We start from the raw sequence: 14,603 nt of genomic DNA, 5'->3' as shown, positions 1-14,603 counted from the left end.
AACAGACAATACGTGCGACGTCGTGCCGGGATGATCCGGGGTCGCCGTCGCGTGCGGGCGACGGGTCGTCGCGCCGGCGGGTCACCCCGACCCTCGCGCGGAGGAGCCTGTCGCGCGGAGGAGCCTGCCGGCCGGGGCCGGCAGGCTCACCCACGGTTCCTCAGGAGGCGTCGCGACGCAGGCGCAGGGTCAGCACCTGGAACGGGCGCAGCCTGACCGGGATGCCGCCGTCGGCGTCCACGGCGATCCGCTCGCCTTCCAGCGGGCGCTCCAGCAGGTCGTCCACCTCCACCGCGGTGACGGGGAAGGCCGGGAGCAGCCGGGTGACGCCCCGGCCGCCCAGCGACTCGTACACCCGGACGATCACGTCACCCGAGCGGTCGTCCGCGAGCTTGACCGCCTCGATCCGTACGGCACGGCCCTCCGCCGTCACCAGCGGCGCGGGGGAGTCGCCCGTCCCGCCCGGCGTCACCCGGAGCGGCATGTTGAGGGCGTATCCCGACGCCACGGCGTCGGCGACGGTCGCGCCGGGAACCAGTGCGTAGGTCAGGCGGTGCCCGCCCTGGTCGGCCTCGGGGTCGGGGACGCGGGGCGCCCTGACCAGGCTGAGCCGGGCGGTCGTGGTGGTCCCTCCGTCGGGCCGGGTGGTGCGGCCGACGTCGTGGCCGTACGTGGAGTCGTTGGCGACGGCCACGCCGTACCCGGGCTCGGCGAGGTGGATCCAGCGGTGGTTGGAGACCTCGAACCTGGCCGCGTCCCAACTCGTGTTGGTGTGGGTCGCGCGGAAGATGTGGCCGTACTGGATCTCGGCCGCCGAACGGTCGGCGTGCACGTCCAGCGGGAACGCCGCCTTGAGGATCTTCTCGCGCTCGTGCCAGTCGATCTCGGTCTCGATCTCGATCCGCGGGCTGCCGGCCTTCACCCGGACCGTCTGGACGATCCGCGAGGCGCCGAAGGAGCGCTCGATCCTGACGGCGGCGACGAGCGGCCCGCTCTCGACGACGGTGACCGAGTCGGCCTCGGTGAGGTCGACGTGCTGCCGCCGGTAGTGCCGGTCGATGTCCCAGGCGTCCCAATGGTTCGGGAAGTCGGTGTGGAGCTGCAGCAGGTTGCCCCGGGATCCGGGAGCCAGCACCTCGCGGTCCGCCACCAGGTCCCTGACCGAGCTGAACAGCCCCGCTTCGTCGATCTCCACCCGGACCACGCCGTTGTCGATCGTCGTCCCCGTCACGGTGACGGGAGCGGGAGGCGTCGCCGTGACGCCGAGCCGTACGGCACCGGAGCCGGGCACCTCGGCGAAGACGGCGGCCGATCCGTCGGCGAGCGTCTGGCCGCCTTCCGCCGCGAGCTCGGCGGGGACGGTCACCACCTCGGCGCGCGCCTCGGGGCTGGTGTTCAGCACCCATGCGGCCCGCCCGGCCCCGGCCAGTGCCGCGGCCGCCGCGGAGATGATCGCCTCGAGGTCGGTGCGGACCTGGGCGTAGGTCGCCTCGGCCTCGCGGTGCACCCATGCGATCGAGCTGCCGGGCAGGATGTCGTGGAACTGGTGCAGCAGCACGATCTTCCAGAGGCGGTCCAGCTCGTCGTGCGGGTAGGCGAACCCGGCGTACACGGAGGCGGTCGCCGCCCACAGCTCCGCCTCGCGCAGCAGGTGCTCACTGCGCCGGTTGCCCGCCTTGGTCCTGGCCTGGCTGGTGTAGGTGGCGCGGTGCAGCTCCAGGTAGAGCTCGCCGGACCAGACGGCCGCGTCGGGCTGCTCGGCGCGGGCCGCGGCGAAGAACTCGTTGGGGTCCTCGATCACGACACGCGGGGAGCCCTCGAGGTCGCGCAGGCGCCGGGCCTTCTCCAGCATCTCGCGGGTGGGGCCGCCACCGCCGTCCCCGTGGCCGAAGGGCAGCAGCGAGCGCACGCCCGCGCCCTTCTCCGCGTAGTTCCGCACGGCGTGCGCCAGTTCCTCGCCCTTGAACGTGCCGTTGTAGGTGTCGGCGGGCGGGAAGTGCGTGAAGATGCGGGTGCCGTCGATGCCCTCCCACCAGAACGTGTGGTGGGGGAACTTGTTGGTCTGGTTCCAGGAGATCTTCTGGGTGAGGAACCAGTCGTTCCCGGCGAGGCGGGCGAGCTGCGGGTATGCGGCGGAGTAGCCGAAGGAGTCGGGCAGCCAGACGCCGCGGGTCTCCACGCCGAACTCGTCCATGAAGAAACGCTTGCCGTGGACGAGCTGGCGGGCCAGGGCCTCGCCGCCGGGCAGGTTGCCGTCGGCCTCCACCCACATGCCGCCGACGGGCACCCACTGGCCAGCCTTGACCGCCTCGCGCATGCGCTCGAAGATCTCCGGGTAGCGCTCCTTGACCCACGCGTACTGCTGGGCCTGCGGTCCGGAGAAGACGAACTCGGGGTAGTCCTTGGCCAGCGCCGTGACGTTGGAGAAGGTCCGGGAGGTCTTCCGCTTGGTCTCCCTGATCGGCCACAACCACGCGCTGTCGATGTGCGCGTGCCCGGTCGCGGAGACGGTGTGCGCGCTGGCGTGCGCGGGGGAGGACAACACGTCCACGAGGAGCGCCCGCGCCTGCTCGGCCGTACCGGAGACGTCCTGGATGTCGATGGCGTCCATGCAGCGCTCGAGCGCGCGGAGGATCTGGTGCCTGCGCGGGCTGTCGGTGGGCAGCTCCGCCATGAGCTCCTTGAGCACCTCGATGTCCAGGCGCAGGTGCCAGACGTTCTCGTCGAGGACGGCCAGGTCGGCGTAGGCCAGCCGGTAGAGCGGCTCGTCTCCGGCCGTGGCCTTGTCGCCCAGCGGCGTGGGGAGGAAGTCGCCGGCGAGGATGTCGGGGTTGGCCGCCATCTCCAGCAGGAAGCCGACCTGCTCGCCGCCCTCGCTGGGGCCGGCGACGGGGACGTACTGGTTCTGCGGCTCGATTCCCTTGATGGGCCGTCCGCCGAGATCGTAGACGAGCGCCTCGGCCTGGCCGCCCGGCCAGTCGCCGATGAAGCCCAGGTCGAAGACGGCCTCGACCCGGCGCCCCGCCCATTCGGCCGGCACGGTGCCGGTCGCGCGGAGCCAGGTGGTGGACCACGGCCGGCCCCAGCGAGTGCCCGCCTCGAACGGCTCGTAGTCCGCGGCCAGCGCCTCCGCCACGGGCACGGGCTCGTCGGGGACGTGCCACGCCGCCAGCGTCAGCGGAACGCGCTCGGCGTGGATCGCGGGGGTGACGCGCTGCCGCAGCACCCGGTCGATCCGCGCCTCGACGAGCTCGCGGTCATCGTGCATCGGTGTTCAGTTCCTTCCGCGGAGGTAGCCGAGCTGAGGAAGCTCCTGTTCGTAACGTTCCAGGAGCCTTCCGGCAAGTTTGACGGAGTCGACGAGCGGGTGAACGGCCAGGGCGCGCACAGCGGACTGCCGGGAGCCGGTGGCGGCCGCCTCGATGATCGCGCGCTCGACCGCCTTGACGCTGGTGACCAGGCCCTGGGCGTGGTCGGGGAGCGGGTCGACGGCCAGGGGCCGGGCGCCGTTGGCGTCCACGAAACAGGGCACCTCGACCACGGCGTCACCGTCGAGGGCGCCGATGGAGCCGCGGTTGCGGACGTTGAGGATGAGCGTCGTGCGCTCGTCGAGGGCGATCGCCCGCATGAGCGCGAGGGCGACCTGCTCGTAGCCGCCGGACTCCAGGTCGCAGGACTCGCGTTCCCCGGCGCCGACCGCCTCGCGGTTCTCCGCCATATAAGTGGTCTCGCGCTCCAGCCGGGTGCTCTCCCACAGGGCCAGCGCCGAGCCGGTCGTCTCCGTGTAGAAACGCCGCTGCTGGTCGATGAGCAGCTCTCCCCGCGTCTGCCGGGCCGCCCTCGCGGCCGTCACGGCTTCGCGGTTGAAGTAGTAGTAGTGCAGGTACTCGTTGGGGATGGCGCCGATCGTGCGCAGCCACTCTGCGCCGAAGAGCCTGCCCTCCTCGAAGGAGGTCAGGGCGTCCTCGTCCTGGAGCAGGCCGGGCAGCAGGTCGCGGCCCTCGACGCGTACGGCGCGCAGCCAGCCCAGGTGGTTGAGGCCCGCGTAATCGAGCCAGACGGCGGCCGGATCCACGCCGAGCGCGGACGCGACGCGGCGGCCCAGCCCGACCGGTGAGTCGCAGATGCCGATGACGCGGTCGCCGAGATGGCGGGACATCGCCTCGGTGACCGTGCCGGCCGGGTTGGTGAAGTTGATGACCCAGGCGTCGGGGGCGAGCGCGGCGACCCTGCGGGCGATGTGGTCGGCCACCGGGAGCGTGCGCAGGCCGTAGACGATGCCGCCGGCCCCCACCGTCTCCTGGCCGAGGACGCCCTCCTGGAGGGCGACCCGTTCGTCCACGGCGCGGCCTTCGAGCCCGCCGACGCGGATCGCGGAGAAGACGAAGTCCGCTCCGGTGAGAGCCTCGTCGAGGTCGGTGGTGACGTGCACCTCCGGGGCGTCGGCGACGCCCTCCGCCTGCTCGGCGAGCACCCGGCCGATCGTCGCCATCCGGGAGGCGTCCAGGTCGTACAGGGTGACGTGGGTCACCCGGCCCTTCCCCCTGTCCTCCAGGAGCGCCCGGTAGACCAGTGGGACCCGGAAGCCCCCGCCACCGAGAATGGTCAGCCTCATACCTCGATCACCTCTACCCCCGCCTCGCGCAACGCGGTGCCGGTCATCGGCTCCACGGGCGCGTTCGTCACCACGATGTTCAGATCACCTGGCTCACAGACCTTGGCCATGCCCGTCCCGGGGAACTTGCCGACGTCGGCGACCAGGACCACCTGGTCACTCACGGCGATCATGGCCCGTTTGACCGGGACCTCCACCACGGTGGTGTCCATGACGTGCCCTCCGGGACGGATCCCGCTGGTGCCGAGGATCAGCCGGTCCGCGTGGACCTGCCGCAGGTTGTCCTCGGTCAGGAAGCCGACCAGCGACCGGTAGTCACGCCGCAACATCCCACCCAGAAGCATGATCTGGATGTCCTCCTCGTCCTGGAGCTCGTCCAGGACGGCGAGGCTGCTCGTGATCACGGTGAGCGAGCGGCCCTTCAGCTGCCGGGCCACCCGATGCGCGGTCGTCCCTATGTCCAGCAGGACGGTCTCGCCGTCCTTGACCAGCTCCGCGCAGCGCCGTGCGATCGCGTCCTTCTCCGCCGACCTGACCTCCGCGACGTCCACGAACGGATCGTCCCTGTCGTCGATCGGCATCGCGCCGCCGTGCACCCGCCTGAGCAGCCCTTCCTCGCCGAGCTGCACGAGGTCGCGCCGGATGGTCGCATGACTTGCGTCCAGCCGTTCCGCGAGCAGCTCGACGGTGGCCGGGCCATCGGCTCGGAGGATGCGCAATATCAACTCGTGCCGTCGGTCCCTGAGCATGTCAGTGACCTTAGCGTGCAAACTCGCTCACATCCATAGGTCGATATGAGCAATTTCAGTCAGACTCTTGCTAAAGGAGTGCTCATGGGTGCACGATCCTGCGTACTCGGTCGGTGCGTTCCGGCCCAAATCAGTTCATTATTCTCACAAGGTGGGTAATGCCGCATGACCGCAGACGTGGATGTGTTCCTGTCTGGGCTGCTCTTCTACGACCTGGTCTTCACCGGGCTGGAGGGCGCGCCCAAGCTGGGCACTGAGACGTGGACCACGGGCATGGCGTCGGGACCCGGCGGAATCGCCAACTTCGCCGTCACGCTCGGTCGGCTCGGTCTGCGCACATCACTGGCGGCCGCGTTCGGGGACGACTCCTATGGCCGTTACTGCTGGGACACCCTCGAGTCCGAGGGCGTCGACCTGTCGCCGTCACGGCGTCTGACCGGCTGGAGCACGCCGGTGACCGTCTCGCTGGCCTACCAGGGAGACCGGGCGCTGGTGACCCACGGCGCCGAACCGCCGGGAGGCCCCGAGGGGCTGCTCGGCGAGCCGCCGCAGGCGCGGGCGTCGATCGTCCATCTCGGTACGGGTCCCGCCCGCGGCAGCGGCCTGATCTTCGCCGACCTGGGCTGGGACCCCTCGCAGGAATGGTCGCCGGAGATGCTCGACCAGCTCGCCGGATGCCACGCCTTCATGCCCAACGCGTACGAGGCGATGAGCTACACCCGGACCGACACGCCCGAGGCCGCGCTGGCGAAGCTGGCCGAGTTGGTGCCGCTGGCGGTCGTCACCTGCGGAGTCGACGGCGTGCTGGCCGTTGACGCCACCACGGGTGAGTCCGCCCGGGTCCCGGGGCTCTCCGTGGACGCGATCGACCCGACCGGCGCCGGCGACGTGTTCGGAGCGAGCCTCGTCGCCGGCACGCTCGCCGGCTGGCCGCTCGCCGACCGGCTGCGCTTCGCCAACCTGTCCGCCGCGCTGTCCGTGCAGGGCATCGGCGGATCGCTGGCGGCGCCCGGCTGGGCCGGAATCGCCCGCTGGTGGCACGACGTCACCGATCCGGATCTCCGCCGGGCACACGCATTCCTCTCCGATGTCATCCCTGATTGAAAGGCCCTGATATGGAACTCTCCCGGAGAAGGCTTCTTCAGGTCGCACTTCTTTCCGCCGGCTCGGCGGCGCTGGCCGCGTGCGGCTCCGGCTCCGGTTCGGGGGCGGACGCCAAGGAGTTGACGCTCTGGTACTGGGGTGGGGGCCTCAGCGACAAGGTCGTCGCGGACGCGGTGAAGCATTTCACCCAGACGAAGCTGAAGCCCTCGGTGATCGGCGGCGACTTCAAGCAGAAGCTGGTGACCACGCTGACCGGCCGTAAGTTCGTCCCGGACATCACCGGCGTCAAGGGCGAGGACATCGCGTCGCTGCTGGTCCAGGCCGACCGGTTCATCGACCTCAACACGCTGGGCGCCGACAAGCTCGCCTCCCAGTTCGTGGACTGGAAGTGGAAGCAGGGCTCGACCAAGGACGGCAAGCTCATCGGCTTCCCGATCGACATCGGCCCCACCGCGATGTACTACCGCCCGGCCGACTTCGAGAAGGCGGGTCTGCCCTCGAAGCCCGAGGACGTGGCCGCGGCCATGTCCACCTGGGACGACTACTACGCGGCCGGCGTGAAGATGAAGCAGGCGAACACCGGCGCCAGCATGGTCATGGACATCCCGACGATCTTCCAGATGGTCATCGGCCAGGGGACCAAGCGCTTCATCGACGAAAGCGGCAAGTTCATCGGCGACCAGGACCACATCCGCAACGCCTGGGATCTGGCGATCAAGCCCATCCAGCTCGGCATCGCCGCCCCGCAGGCCGGCGAGAGCGACCAGTTCACGGCTGCCAGCAGGGGCAAGTCGCCGTCCTTGTTCGGCGCCGCGTGGCGCGGGCAGGACCTCAAGAACGCCCTCCCCGACGACACGGGCAACTGGCGGGTGGCCTCCATGCCCAGCGGCCCCTCCAACTACGGCGGCTCGTTCCTGGCCCTGCCCAAGGAGTGCCGCAACCCCCAGTTGGCCTTCCAGATCGTCACGTGGCTCCTCAGCCCGGAGAACCAGGGTCGCGGCTTCACCGACGCGGCGCTCTTCCCCTCCAGCCCGGCCGCCTACACGCTGCCCGCGCTGACCGCTCCGGATCCGTACTTCGGCGGGCAGAAGACCGTCGAGGTCTTCGGCGAGGCCGCGCAGAAGATCCCGGCCAGCTATGAGGCGCCGGCCGACGCCGCGGTGTCCGCACCGTACTTCGACGAAGTGCTCAGTGTCTGGGCGAAGGGCAAGAACCCCGACACCGCGTGGGCCGACGCGGTGAGCAAGGCCAAGGAGATCGCCGAGCGTCAGGGTGTGAACTGACATGACGGACACCCGCACGACGCCTCCCCGCGAGGCTCCCCCCGGGGCACGCCCCGCGGCGGGGCGCCGGCGGGGGGCGCTGAGAACCTACTGGCCGCACTACCTGGCCATCTCGCCGTTCTACGTGCTGTTCCTGGTGTTCGGCCTGGTGCCCGTGCTCTTCTCGCTGTACCTCGCGTTCCAGCACTGGGACGGCATCGGCGACATGCAGTTCGTGGGACTTCGCAACTTCGAGTTCCTCGTGAAGGACTCCACGTTCTGGTTGTCGCTGTACAACACCTTCGTGATCTGGATCATGTCCACGGTCCCGATGTTGTTCCTGGCGCTGGTGCTCGCGGTCCTGCTCAACTCCAAGGTCCGCTTCACCTCGTTCTACCGGATCGCGTATTTCATCCCGAACGTCACGTCGCTGGTGGCCATCGCCATCGTCTTCGGCGCGGTCTTCAGCACCAACCAGGGCCTGATCAACGCGATCCTCGGCTGGCTGCACATCGGCGCGGTGCCGTGGCTGAGCAACGAGTGGACGATCAAACTCGTCATCGCCTGCCTCATCACCTGGCAGTGGACGGGCTACAACGCCATCCTCTACCTGGCCGGCCTGCAGGCGATCCCGACGGAGATGTACGAGGCGGCCAAGATCGACGGAGCGGGGCCGGTCCAGACGTTCTTCAAGATCACGATCCCGCAGCTCCGGCCGATCATCCTGTTCACCGTCGTCGTCTCGACGATCAACGGGATGCAGACCTTCACCGAGCCGCAGGTCCTGTTCGGCGGCAACGCCTCCATCAACCCCAACTCCGGCGGGCCGGGGCAGGCGGGCCTCACCGCGATCCTCTACTTCTACCGCGAGGCCTTCAGCAACAACGACTACGGGTACGGCGCCGCCATCGCCTGGGCCGTCTTCGTGGTGATCCTGCTGTTCACGGCCATCAACTGGCGCCTCGTCCAGCGCCGCGACAAGGGGGCGGCGTAGTGACCTCGACACGGGTGAAGAAGCTCGCCCTGCATCTGGCGCTGCTCGCGGGCGTCCTCATCTCCCTGTTCCCGTTCTACTGGACCGCCGTCATGGCGACCAACACGACGCGGGACATGTACCGGACGCCGCCGAAGCTCGTCTTCGGGCCCGAGCTGTTCTCCAACATCGCCCGGGTCTTCGAGAACATCGACTTCATGGGGTCGCTGCTCAACACGGTCATCGTGGCGTGCTGCACGACCGTGCTGGTCCTGTTCTTCGACTCGCTCGCGGCCTTCACCTTCGCGAAGTATCGGTTCCCCGGGCACCGGGCGTTGTTCGGCATCCTGCTGCTCACGTTCATGCTTCCGGCGCAGCTGTCGCTGATCCCGCAGTTCGTCATCATGGTGAACATCGGCTGGGTGGGCACCATCAAGGCGCTCATCATCCCCGCCTCGGCGAACGCCTTCGGCATCTTCTGGATGCGCCAGTACATCCAGGGCGCGGTGCCGGACGAGCTGATCGCCGCCGCGCGCCTCGACGGCGCCGGGTTCTTCCGGCAGTACTGGAACGTCGCGCTGCCGGTCATCCGCCCCGGACTGGCGTTCCTGGGCATCTTCACCTTCATCGGCGCCTGGAACGACTACGCGTGGCCGCTGATCGTCATGACCGACCCGTCCAACGTGACCCTCCAGGTGGCGCTCTCGCAGCTCAACACGTCGCACAACACGGACTTCAGCATGGTCATGGCAGGCGCGCTCCTCGCCATCGCTCCGCTGGTCGTGGTGTTCGCCGTGTTCGCCCGGAACTTCATCGCCGACGCCATGAAGGGAGCGCTGCGTGGCTGACACGCCCGTCTGGTCGGCCCCGGAGATCAGCGGATGGCGTCGCCTGCCCGCGCACGCCGTACCGCGTCAGGGGATCTCGCTGGACGGCCGGTGGCGCTTCCAGCTCCTGCCGCGTCCGGACGCGACCCTGTCCGGCCGGTGGACGGAGATCGACGTCCCCGGCTGCTGGACGATGCAGGACTTCGATGACATCCACGGCGTGGACGACCTGCCGCAATACACCAACTTCCAGATGCCCTGGCCTGATCTCCCTCCGCACCCCCCGTCGGCCAACCCGGCGGGCGTCTACGAGCGGGAGGTCGACGTGCCCGCGGAATGGGCGGGGCGTCGTGTGGTCCTGCACGTCGGAGCCGCGGAGAGCGTCCTGCTGGCCAGGGTGAACGGGATCGACGTCGGCATGGGTAAGGACTCCCACCTCGCGGGGGAGTTCGACGTGACCGACGCCGTACGGCCCGGCGAGCCCAACACCGTCGGGCTCACGGTGGTCAAGTGGTCCGACGCCACCTTCGTCGAAGACCAGGACCAGTGGTGGCACGGCGGCGTGACCCGCCCCGTGCGCCTCTACGCCACCGACCCGCTGCATCTCGACGACGTCCACATCAGGGCCGGCCTCGCTGACGGCGGAGCCGGAGACCTGGCCGTGGAGGTACGGGTGAGGTCGGCGGCGGGCCTGCTGCCCGACGGATGGCGCGTGTCCGCCCGGCTGGACGCGGCCGGGCCCTCCGCCGAGCCGGTCGATCTGGGGATCGACGAGGAGTTCCACGCGCTGGCCGCCGAGCGGGAGCAGATCTCCGGCTGGCTGGGCCGGGTCCGGCTGCGCGCCACCGTGCCCGCCGTACGGGCGTGGAGCGCGGAGACGCCGGAGCTGTACGGCCTGACCGTGCGCCTGTTCCGCCCGGACGGCACCGTCGCCGACGAGTCGCGGCACCGGGTCGGGTTCAGGACGGTTGAGATCGTGGGCAGGGACCTGCTGGTCAACGGCGTCCGCGTCTACATCAGAGGGGTCAACCGGCACGACTTCCACCCGCGGACGGGCCGTGTGGTCTCGGCTGAGGACATGCGCGCCGACCTCGTGACGATCAAGCGGTTCGGCTTCAACGCCGTGCGCACCTCCCACTACCCGAACGACCCCGTGCTCCTCGACCTCGCCGACGAGCTGGGCCTCTACGTCGTCGACGAGGCGAACATCGAGAGCCACGCCTACGCCACCGAGCTCGCAGACGACCCGGCCTACCTGCCCGCCTTCCTCGACCGGGTGTCGCGGATGGTCCGCAGGGACAAGAACCACCCGTCCGTCGTCATCTGGTCGCTCGGCAACGAGAGCGACTACGGCGTCAACCACGAAGCAGCGGCCGGCTGGCTGCGCGGCTACGACCCGACGCGCCCGCTGCAGTACGAAGGCGGCGTCAGGTACGACTACGAGGACGGCAAGGCCGCGAGCGACATCGCGTGCCCGATGTATGCCTCCATCGACGACATCGTGGGGTACGCCCGCTCGGGGAGGCAGACCCGGCCGCTCATCCTGTGCGAGTACTCGCACGCGATGGGCAACAGCAACGGCTCCCTGTCCGACTACTGGGCGGCCATCGAGTCCACCCCCGGTCTGCAGGGCGGCTTCATCTGGGAGTTCTGGGACCACGGCCTGCTGCAGCGGGTCGCCGACGGCCGTCCGGCGGCCGACGGCGGCTACGAGGCGGGAGTCACGCAGCCCGGCTATCGGTGGGCCTACGGCGGCGACTTTGGCGACCGCCCCAACGACGGCAACTTCTGCCTCGACGGCGTGGTCTTCCCCGACCGCACGCCGAAGCCGGTGATGTTCGAGCATCGCGAACTGGCCGCGCCCGTGCGGATCGAGCTCGCGCCCGAGTCGGCCGGCCAGGCGCTGGTGCTGGTCCACAACAGGCAGGATTTCCGGGACCTCTCCTGGCTGACCGCCGAATGGGAACTGACGGTCGCCGGTCGCACAGCGGGGGCTGCCGACCGGCTCCGGACGGTCCCTGCCGTGTTGCCGCCGATCCCGCCGGGCGGTTCCGCGGTGGTCGAGGTGCCGTCCGAACTGCTCGCCGACCTGCCCGCGCTCGGCGAGGTGTGGCTGACCCTGCGCGTGGACACCCGGGACGACCTGCCGTGGGCGCCCGCGGGAACCACGGTGTGCCTGCCTCAGGTCCGGCTGCGTGACGAGAGCCGCGACCTGCCCACCCGCGCGGGCGCTCCCGCCTCCGACGGGGGAGTGGACGCGGGCGCCGGCTCGTGGCCGGTCGAGGTCGACGAGGAAGGGCTGCTCGTCCATCCTCTGCTGGCGAGCCCGCCCGTGCTCAGCCTCTGGCGGGCCCCGACCGACAACGACCGCATCGTCGGGCTCGCCGCCCGCTGGGAGGAGCAGGGTCTGCACGCGCTGACCCGCGAACCCCTCGATGTCGTACGGCAGGCCGACCGGGTCGTCGTCCGTGCCCGCTATATGGCGGCCGGAGGTGTCTCGATCGCGCACGAGCAGATCCTCACGCCACTGGCCGGAGGCCTCCTGATCGAGGAGACCGCCGTGCTGCCCGACGCGCTGGCCGACGTGCCCCGTGTCGGCTCGGTGTGGGAGACGGCAGCCGGATTCGACGATTTCGAATGGTTCGGGCAGGGCCCCTGGGAGACCTATCCCGACCGGTGCGCGGGTGGTCCGATCGGCGCGTACCGTGCGAGAGTGGACGGGCTCTTCACGCCGTACGCCCGGCCGCAGGAGAGTGGCGGCAGGCACGCGGTGCGCCGGTTCGCGCTGACCGGTGACGCGGCACGGCTCGCCGTACATCTCGACGAGCCGCGCCAGGTGAGCGTCACGCGTCACCGGGACGCCGATCTCGCGGCGGCCCTCCACCACGACGAACTCGTCCCCCTGACGCGGTGCGTCGTCCACGTCGACGCCGCCCACCGCGGCCTGGGCACCGCCTCCTGCGGGCCCGACACCCTGGCCCCCTACCTCGTCGGTCCCGGCACCTACACCTGGTCCTGGGTCCTGTCCTTCAGGTGAAGCGGAGGAGTCTCTTGGAAGTCACGACGACACGGGTGGCGAGCGCCCCCGTGAACTTCGGGATCTACCGGCACGACACCGACCTGATCGGCCCGGGCGAGTTGCTCGCCGGAATGGCCGAGGCCGGATACGACGGCGTCGACTCCGGCCCGATCGGCTACCTGCGGGCGGACGATCTCGCGCGGGCAGGGCTCGGCCTGGCCGGCGGCTGGGTCGACCTGAGATACGGTGACGCCGCCGGGTTCGACGCCGACCTCGCCGGACTGCGGGCGGCGCTCGAGGTGTTCGCGAGCGTCCCCGTGGACGACCCGCGTTTCGCCCCCAGGCCGACGCTGGCCTGCCCGAGCAACGTCGCCAGGTTCGCACGTCCCGGAGGCGCGGCCCCCGGGATCGCCGCTGAGGACTGGCCGGAGTTCGCCGCCCGTGTGCAGGCCGCGGCCGACGTGTGCCGTGAGGCCGGGCTGGAACCGGCCTTCCACTACCATCTCGGCACCGACGTGGAGACGGCGGAGGACGTCGAGAGGCTCCTCGAGCTCACCGACGTCGGGATCTGCCTCGACACCGGCCACCTCTGGCTCGCGGGAGGCGACCCCGTCGCCGCGCTCAGGGCCTGGTCGGGTCGCGTGACGCAGGTCCACGTCAAGGACGCCGACCGTGCGGTCCTCGCCCGGGGCGGCGACCTGACCACGGCGGTGGCGAACGGCTGCTTCCCCGCGCTGGGACGGGGCGAGGTGGACATCGCCGGCTTCGCCGACGTGCTCCGCGAGGTCGGCTACCAGGGCTGGATCGTGATCGAGCAGGACGCGCCCGCCACCGGCCAGGATCTCGGCGCGATCCTCGCCGACCAGCGGGCCAACCGGGACCTTCTGAGGAGCGTGGGCCTGTGAGACTCAAGGTGGCGGTGGCCGGGCTCGGTGTCATCGCGCAGACGGTGCACCTGCCCCTGCTGGAGCGGCGCGGCGACCTGTTCGAGGTGGTCGCCCTCTGCGACCTGTCGCCCTCCCTGACCGCGCGGATGGCCGACCGGTACGGCGTGGCAGGACGGTACACCGACGTCACGGAGATGCTCGACGCGGGCGGCTTCGACGCCGTGCTGGTGCTGACGTCGGGCTCGCACGGGCGCGTGGTCGTCGACGCGCTCCGCCGGGGCTACGCCGTACTGTGCGAGAAGCCTCTCGCCTACACCCGCGCGGAGGCGGCCGAGATCGCGGAGCTGGAGGATCCCGGGCGGCCCCGGCTGATGGTCGGGTACATGAAGCAGTACGACCCCGCGGTGCAGCGGGTGGCCGGACGGGCCGCCGACGTGCGTGCCGTCCAGGTGACCGTGCTGCATCCGAGCGACCGGTCTCAGCTCGCGTTCGCCCGGCTCTCCGAACCGCCCGCCGACGTGCCCGCTGAGGTTCTCGACAGGTTGCGGGCTCAGGAGGACGAGCTGATCCGCGCCGCCATCGGGGACGCCCCGCCCGAGGCGCGCGGGCTCTACATGACCATCCTCAACAGCATCTGCCACGACCTGTCGCTGCTGCGTCTCCTCGCGGGCGGGCCGTCGGGCGTCGACCACGTGACGACCTGGCCGGGAGCGGGCGGGCGCTCGGTCGAGATGGCGGGCCCGCTGCGTGCCGGTGGACGTTATGCCATCCACTGGCACTACCTGGAGGACTACCCTGCCTACCGGGAAACGGTGGCTGTGCACCATGCCACCGGCACGTTCGAGATGGTCTTCCCCACGCCGTACCTGCTGGGCGCGTCCACCCGGCTCACCGACGTGAGCGCGGAAGGGCGGACGGCGTTCAGCGACGTCACCCCGTCCTTCGAACATGAACTCGTGGCCTTCCACGCGATGGTGACCTCCGGCGTACCACCCCTCACGGGAGTGCCGGGAGCCTTGGAGGACATCGTGACCGCGCAGCAAGCAGTGACCAGGCTGCTCGAACTCAACGACCTCCCCCCCACCCACGGCGAAGACGTTGATCGTGATCATGCATAGATTCGTGATCTATGTGGTTGACCAGCGAAGACTCTCTTCGTGATCATGC

General features: G+C 70.3%; 10 protein-coding genes. 7 read left to right on the top strand and 3 right to left on the bottom strand.

Annotated features, from left to right (window positions below):
* Nucleotides 1-160 precede the first annotated feature (160 nt).
* Genes Pmi06nite_RS18810 through Pmi06nite_RS18800 form a run of 3 tightly spaced genes read right to left on the bottom strand, consistent with a single transcriptional unit; the run spans nucleotide 161 to nucleotide 5,364 of the window.
* Nucleotides 161-3,268 carry an alpha-mannosidase gene (locus Pmi06nite_RS18810; RefSeq protein WP_203954342.1) on the bottom strand — a complete coding sequence of 1,036 codons (3,108 nt, stop codon included), beginning with the start codon at nucleotides 3,266-3,268 and terminating at the stop codon, nucleotides 161-163.
* 6 nt (nucleotides 3,269-3,274) lie between these two features.
* Complete coding sequence (locus tag Pmi06nite_RS18805; RefSeq protein WP_203954341.1) at nucleotides 3,275-4,615, bottom strand: 6-phospho-beta-glucosidase; 1,341 nt, start codon at nucleotides 4,613-4,615, stop codon at nucleotides 3,275-3,277.
* Nucleotides 4,612-5,364, bottom strand: a complete 753-nt coding sequence (locus tag Pmi06nite_RS18800) for a DeoR/GlpR family DNA-binding transcription regulator (protein WP_203954340.1) — start codon at nucleotides 5,362-5,364, stop codon at nucleotides 4,612-4,614. The genes Pmi06nite_RS18805 and Pmi06nite_RS18800 overlap by 4 nt, the downstream gene beginning before the upstream one ends.
* A 165-nt stretch (nucleotides 5,365-5,529) precedes the next feature.
* On the opposite strand from Pmi06nite_RS18800, the gene Pmi06nite_RS18795 reads away from it, so the two are divergent.
* From Pmi06nite_RS18795 to Pmi06nite_RS18765, 7 genes are read left to right on the top strand one after another with little or no spacing between them, the layout of a single operon-like run.
* On the top strand, nucleotides 5,530-6,468 hold the full coding sequence (locus Pmi06nite_RS18795) for a carbohydrate kinase family protein (protein ID WP_203954339.1): 939 nt from the start codon (nucleotides 5,530-5,532) through the stop codon (nucleotides 6,466-6,468).
* An 11-nt stretch (nucleotides 6,469-6,479) separates the two neighbouring features.
* Nucleotides 6,480-7,751 carry an ABC transporter substrate-binding protein gene (locus tag Pmi06nite_RS18790; RefSeq protein WP_203954338.1) on the top strand — a complete coding sequence of 424 codons (1,272 nt, stop codon included), beginning with the start codon at nucleotides 6,480-6,482 and terminating at the stop codon, nucleotides 7,749-7,751.
* Between the two features lies 1 nt (nucleotide 7,752).
* Nucleotides 7,753-8,724 (top strand): carbohydrate ABC transporter permease, encoded by a 972-nt coding sequence (locus Pmi06nite_RS18785; protein ID WP_203954337.1) that lies wholly within the window; start codon nucleotides 7,753-7,755, stop codon nucleotides 8,722-8,724.
* Complete coding sequence (locus tag Pmi06nite_RS18780; RefSeq protein ID WP_203954336.1) at nucleotides 8,724-9,551, top strand: carbohydrate ABC transporter permease; 828 nt, start codon at nucleotides 8,724-8,726, stop codon at nucleotides 9,549-9,551. The genes Pmi06nite_RS18785 and Pmi06nite_RS18780 overlap by 1 nt, the downstream gene beginning before the upstream one ends.
* Nucleotides 9,544-12,567 (top strand): glycoside hydrolase family 2 TIM barrel-domain containing protein, encoded by a 3,024-nt coding sequence (locus Pmi06nite_RS18775; RefSeq protein WP_203954335.1) that lies wholly within the window; start codon nucleotides 9,544-9,546, stop codon nucleotides 12,565-12,567. The genes Pmi06nite_RS18780 and Pmi06nite_RS18775 overlap by 8 nt, the downstream gene beginning before the upstream one ends.
* Before the next feature lie 14 nt (nucleotides 12,568-12,581).
* The gene (locus Pmi06nite_RS18770; protein WP_239114010.1) at nucleotides 12,582-13,454 is read left to right on the top strand and encodes a sugar phosphate isomerase/epimerase family protein; all 873 of its coding nucleotides are present in this window, start codon (nucleotides 12,582-12,584) and stop codon (nucleotides 13,452-13,454) included.
* A complete protein-coding gene (locus Pmi06nite_RS18765) occupies nucleotides 13,451-14,554 on the top strand; it encodes a Gfo/Idh/MocA family protein (RefSeq protein WP_203954334.1) in 1,104 nt (367 codons plus the stop codon). The genes Pmi06nite_RS18770 and Pmi06nite_RS18765 overlap by 4 nt, the downstream gene beginning before the upstream one ends.
* Nucleotides 14,555-14,603 lie beyond the last annotated feature (49 nt).

It is taken from the genome of Planotetraspora mira (genome assembly GCF_016863275.1).
GTDB lineage: Bacteria > Actinomycetota > Actinomycetes > Streptosporangiales > Streptosporangiaceae > Planotetraspora > Planotetraspora mira.
The sequence above is the reverse complement of the archived record's forward strand: the minus strand, read 5'-3'. Positions and strand labels throughout refer to the sequence as shown.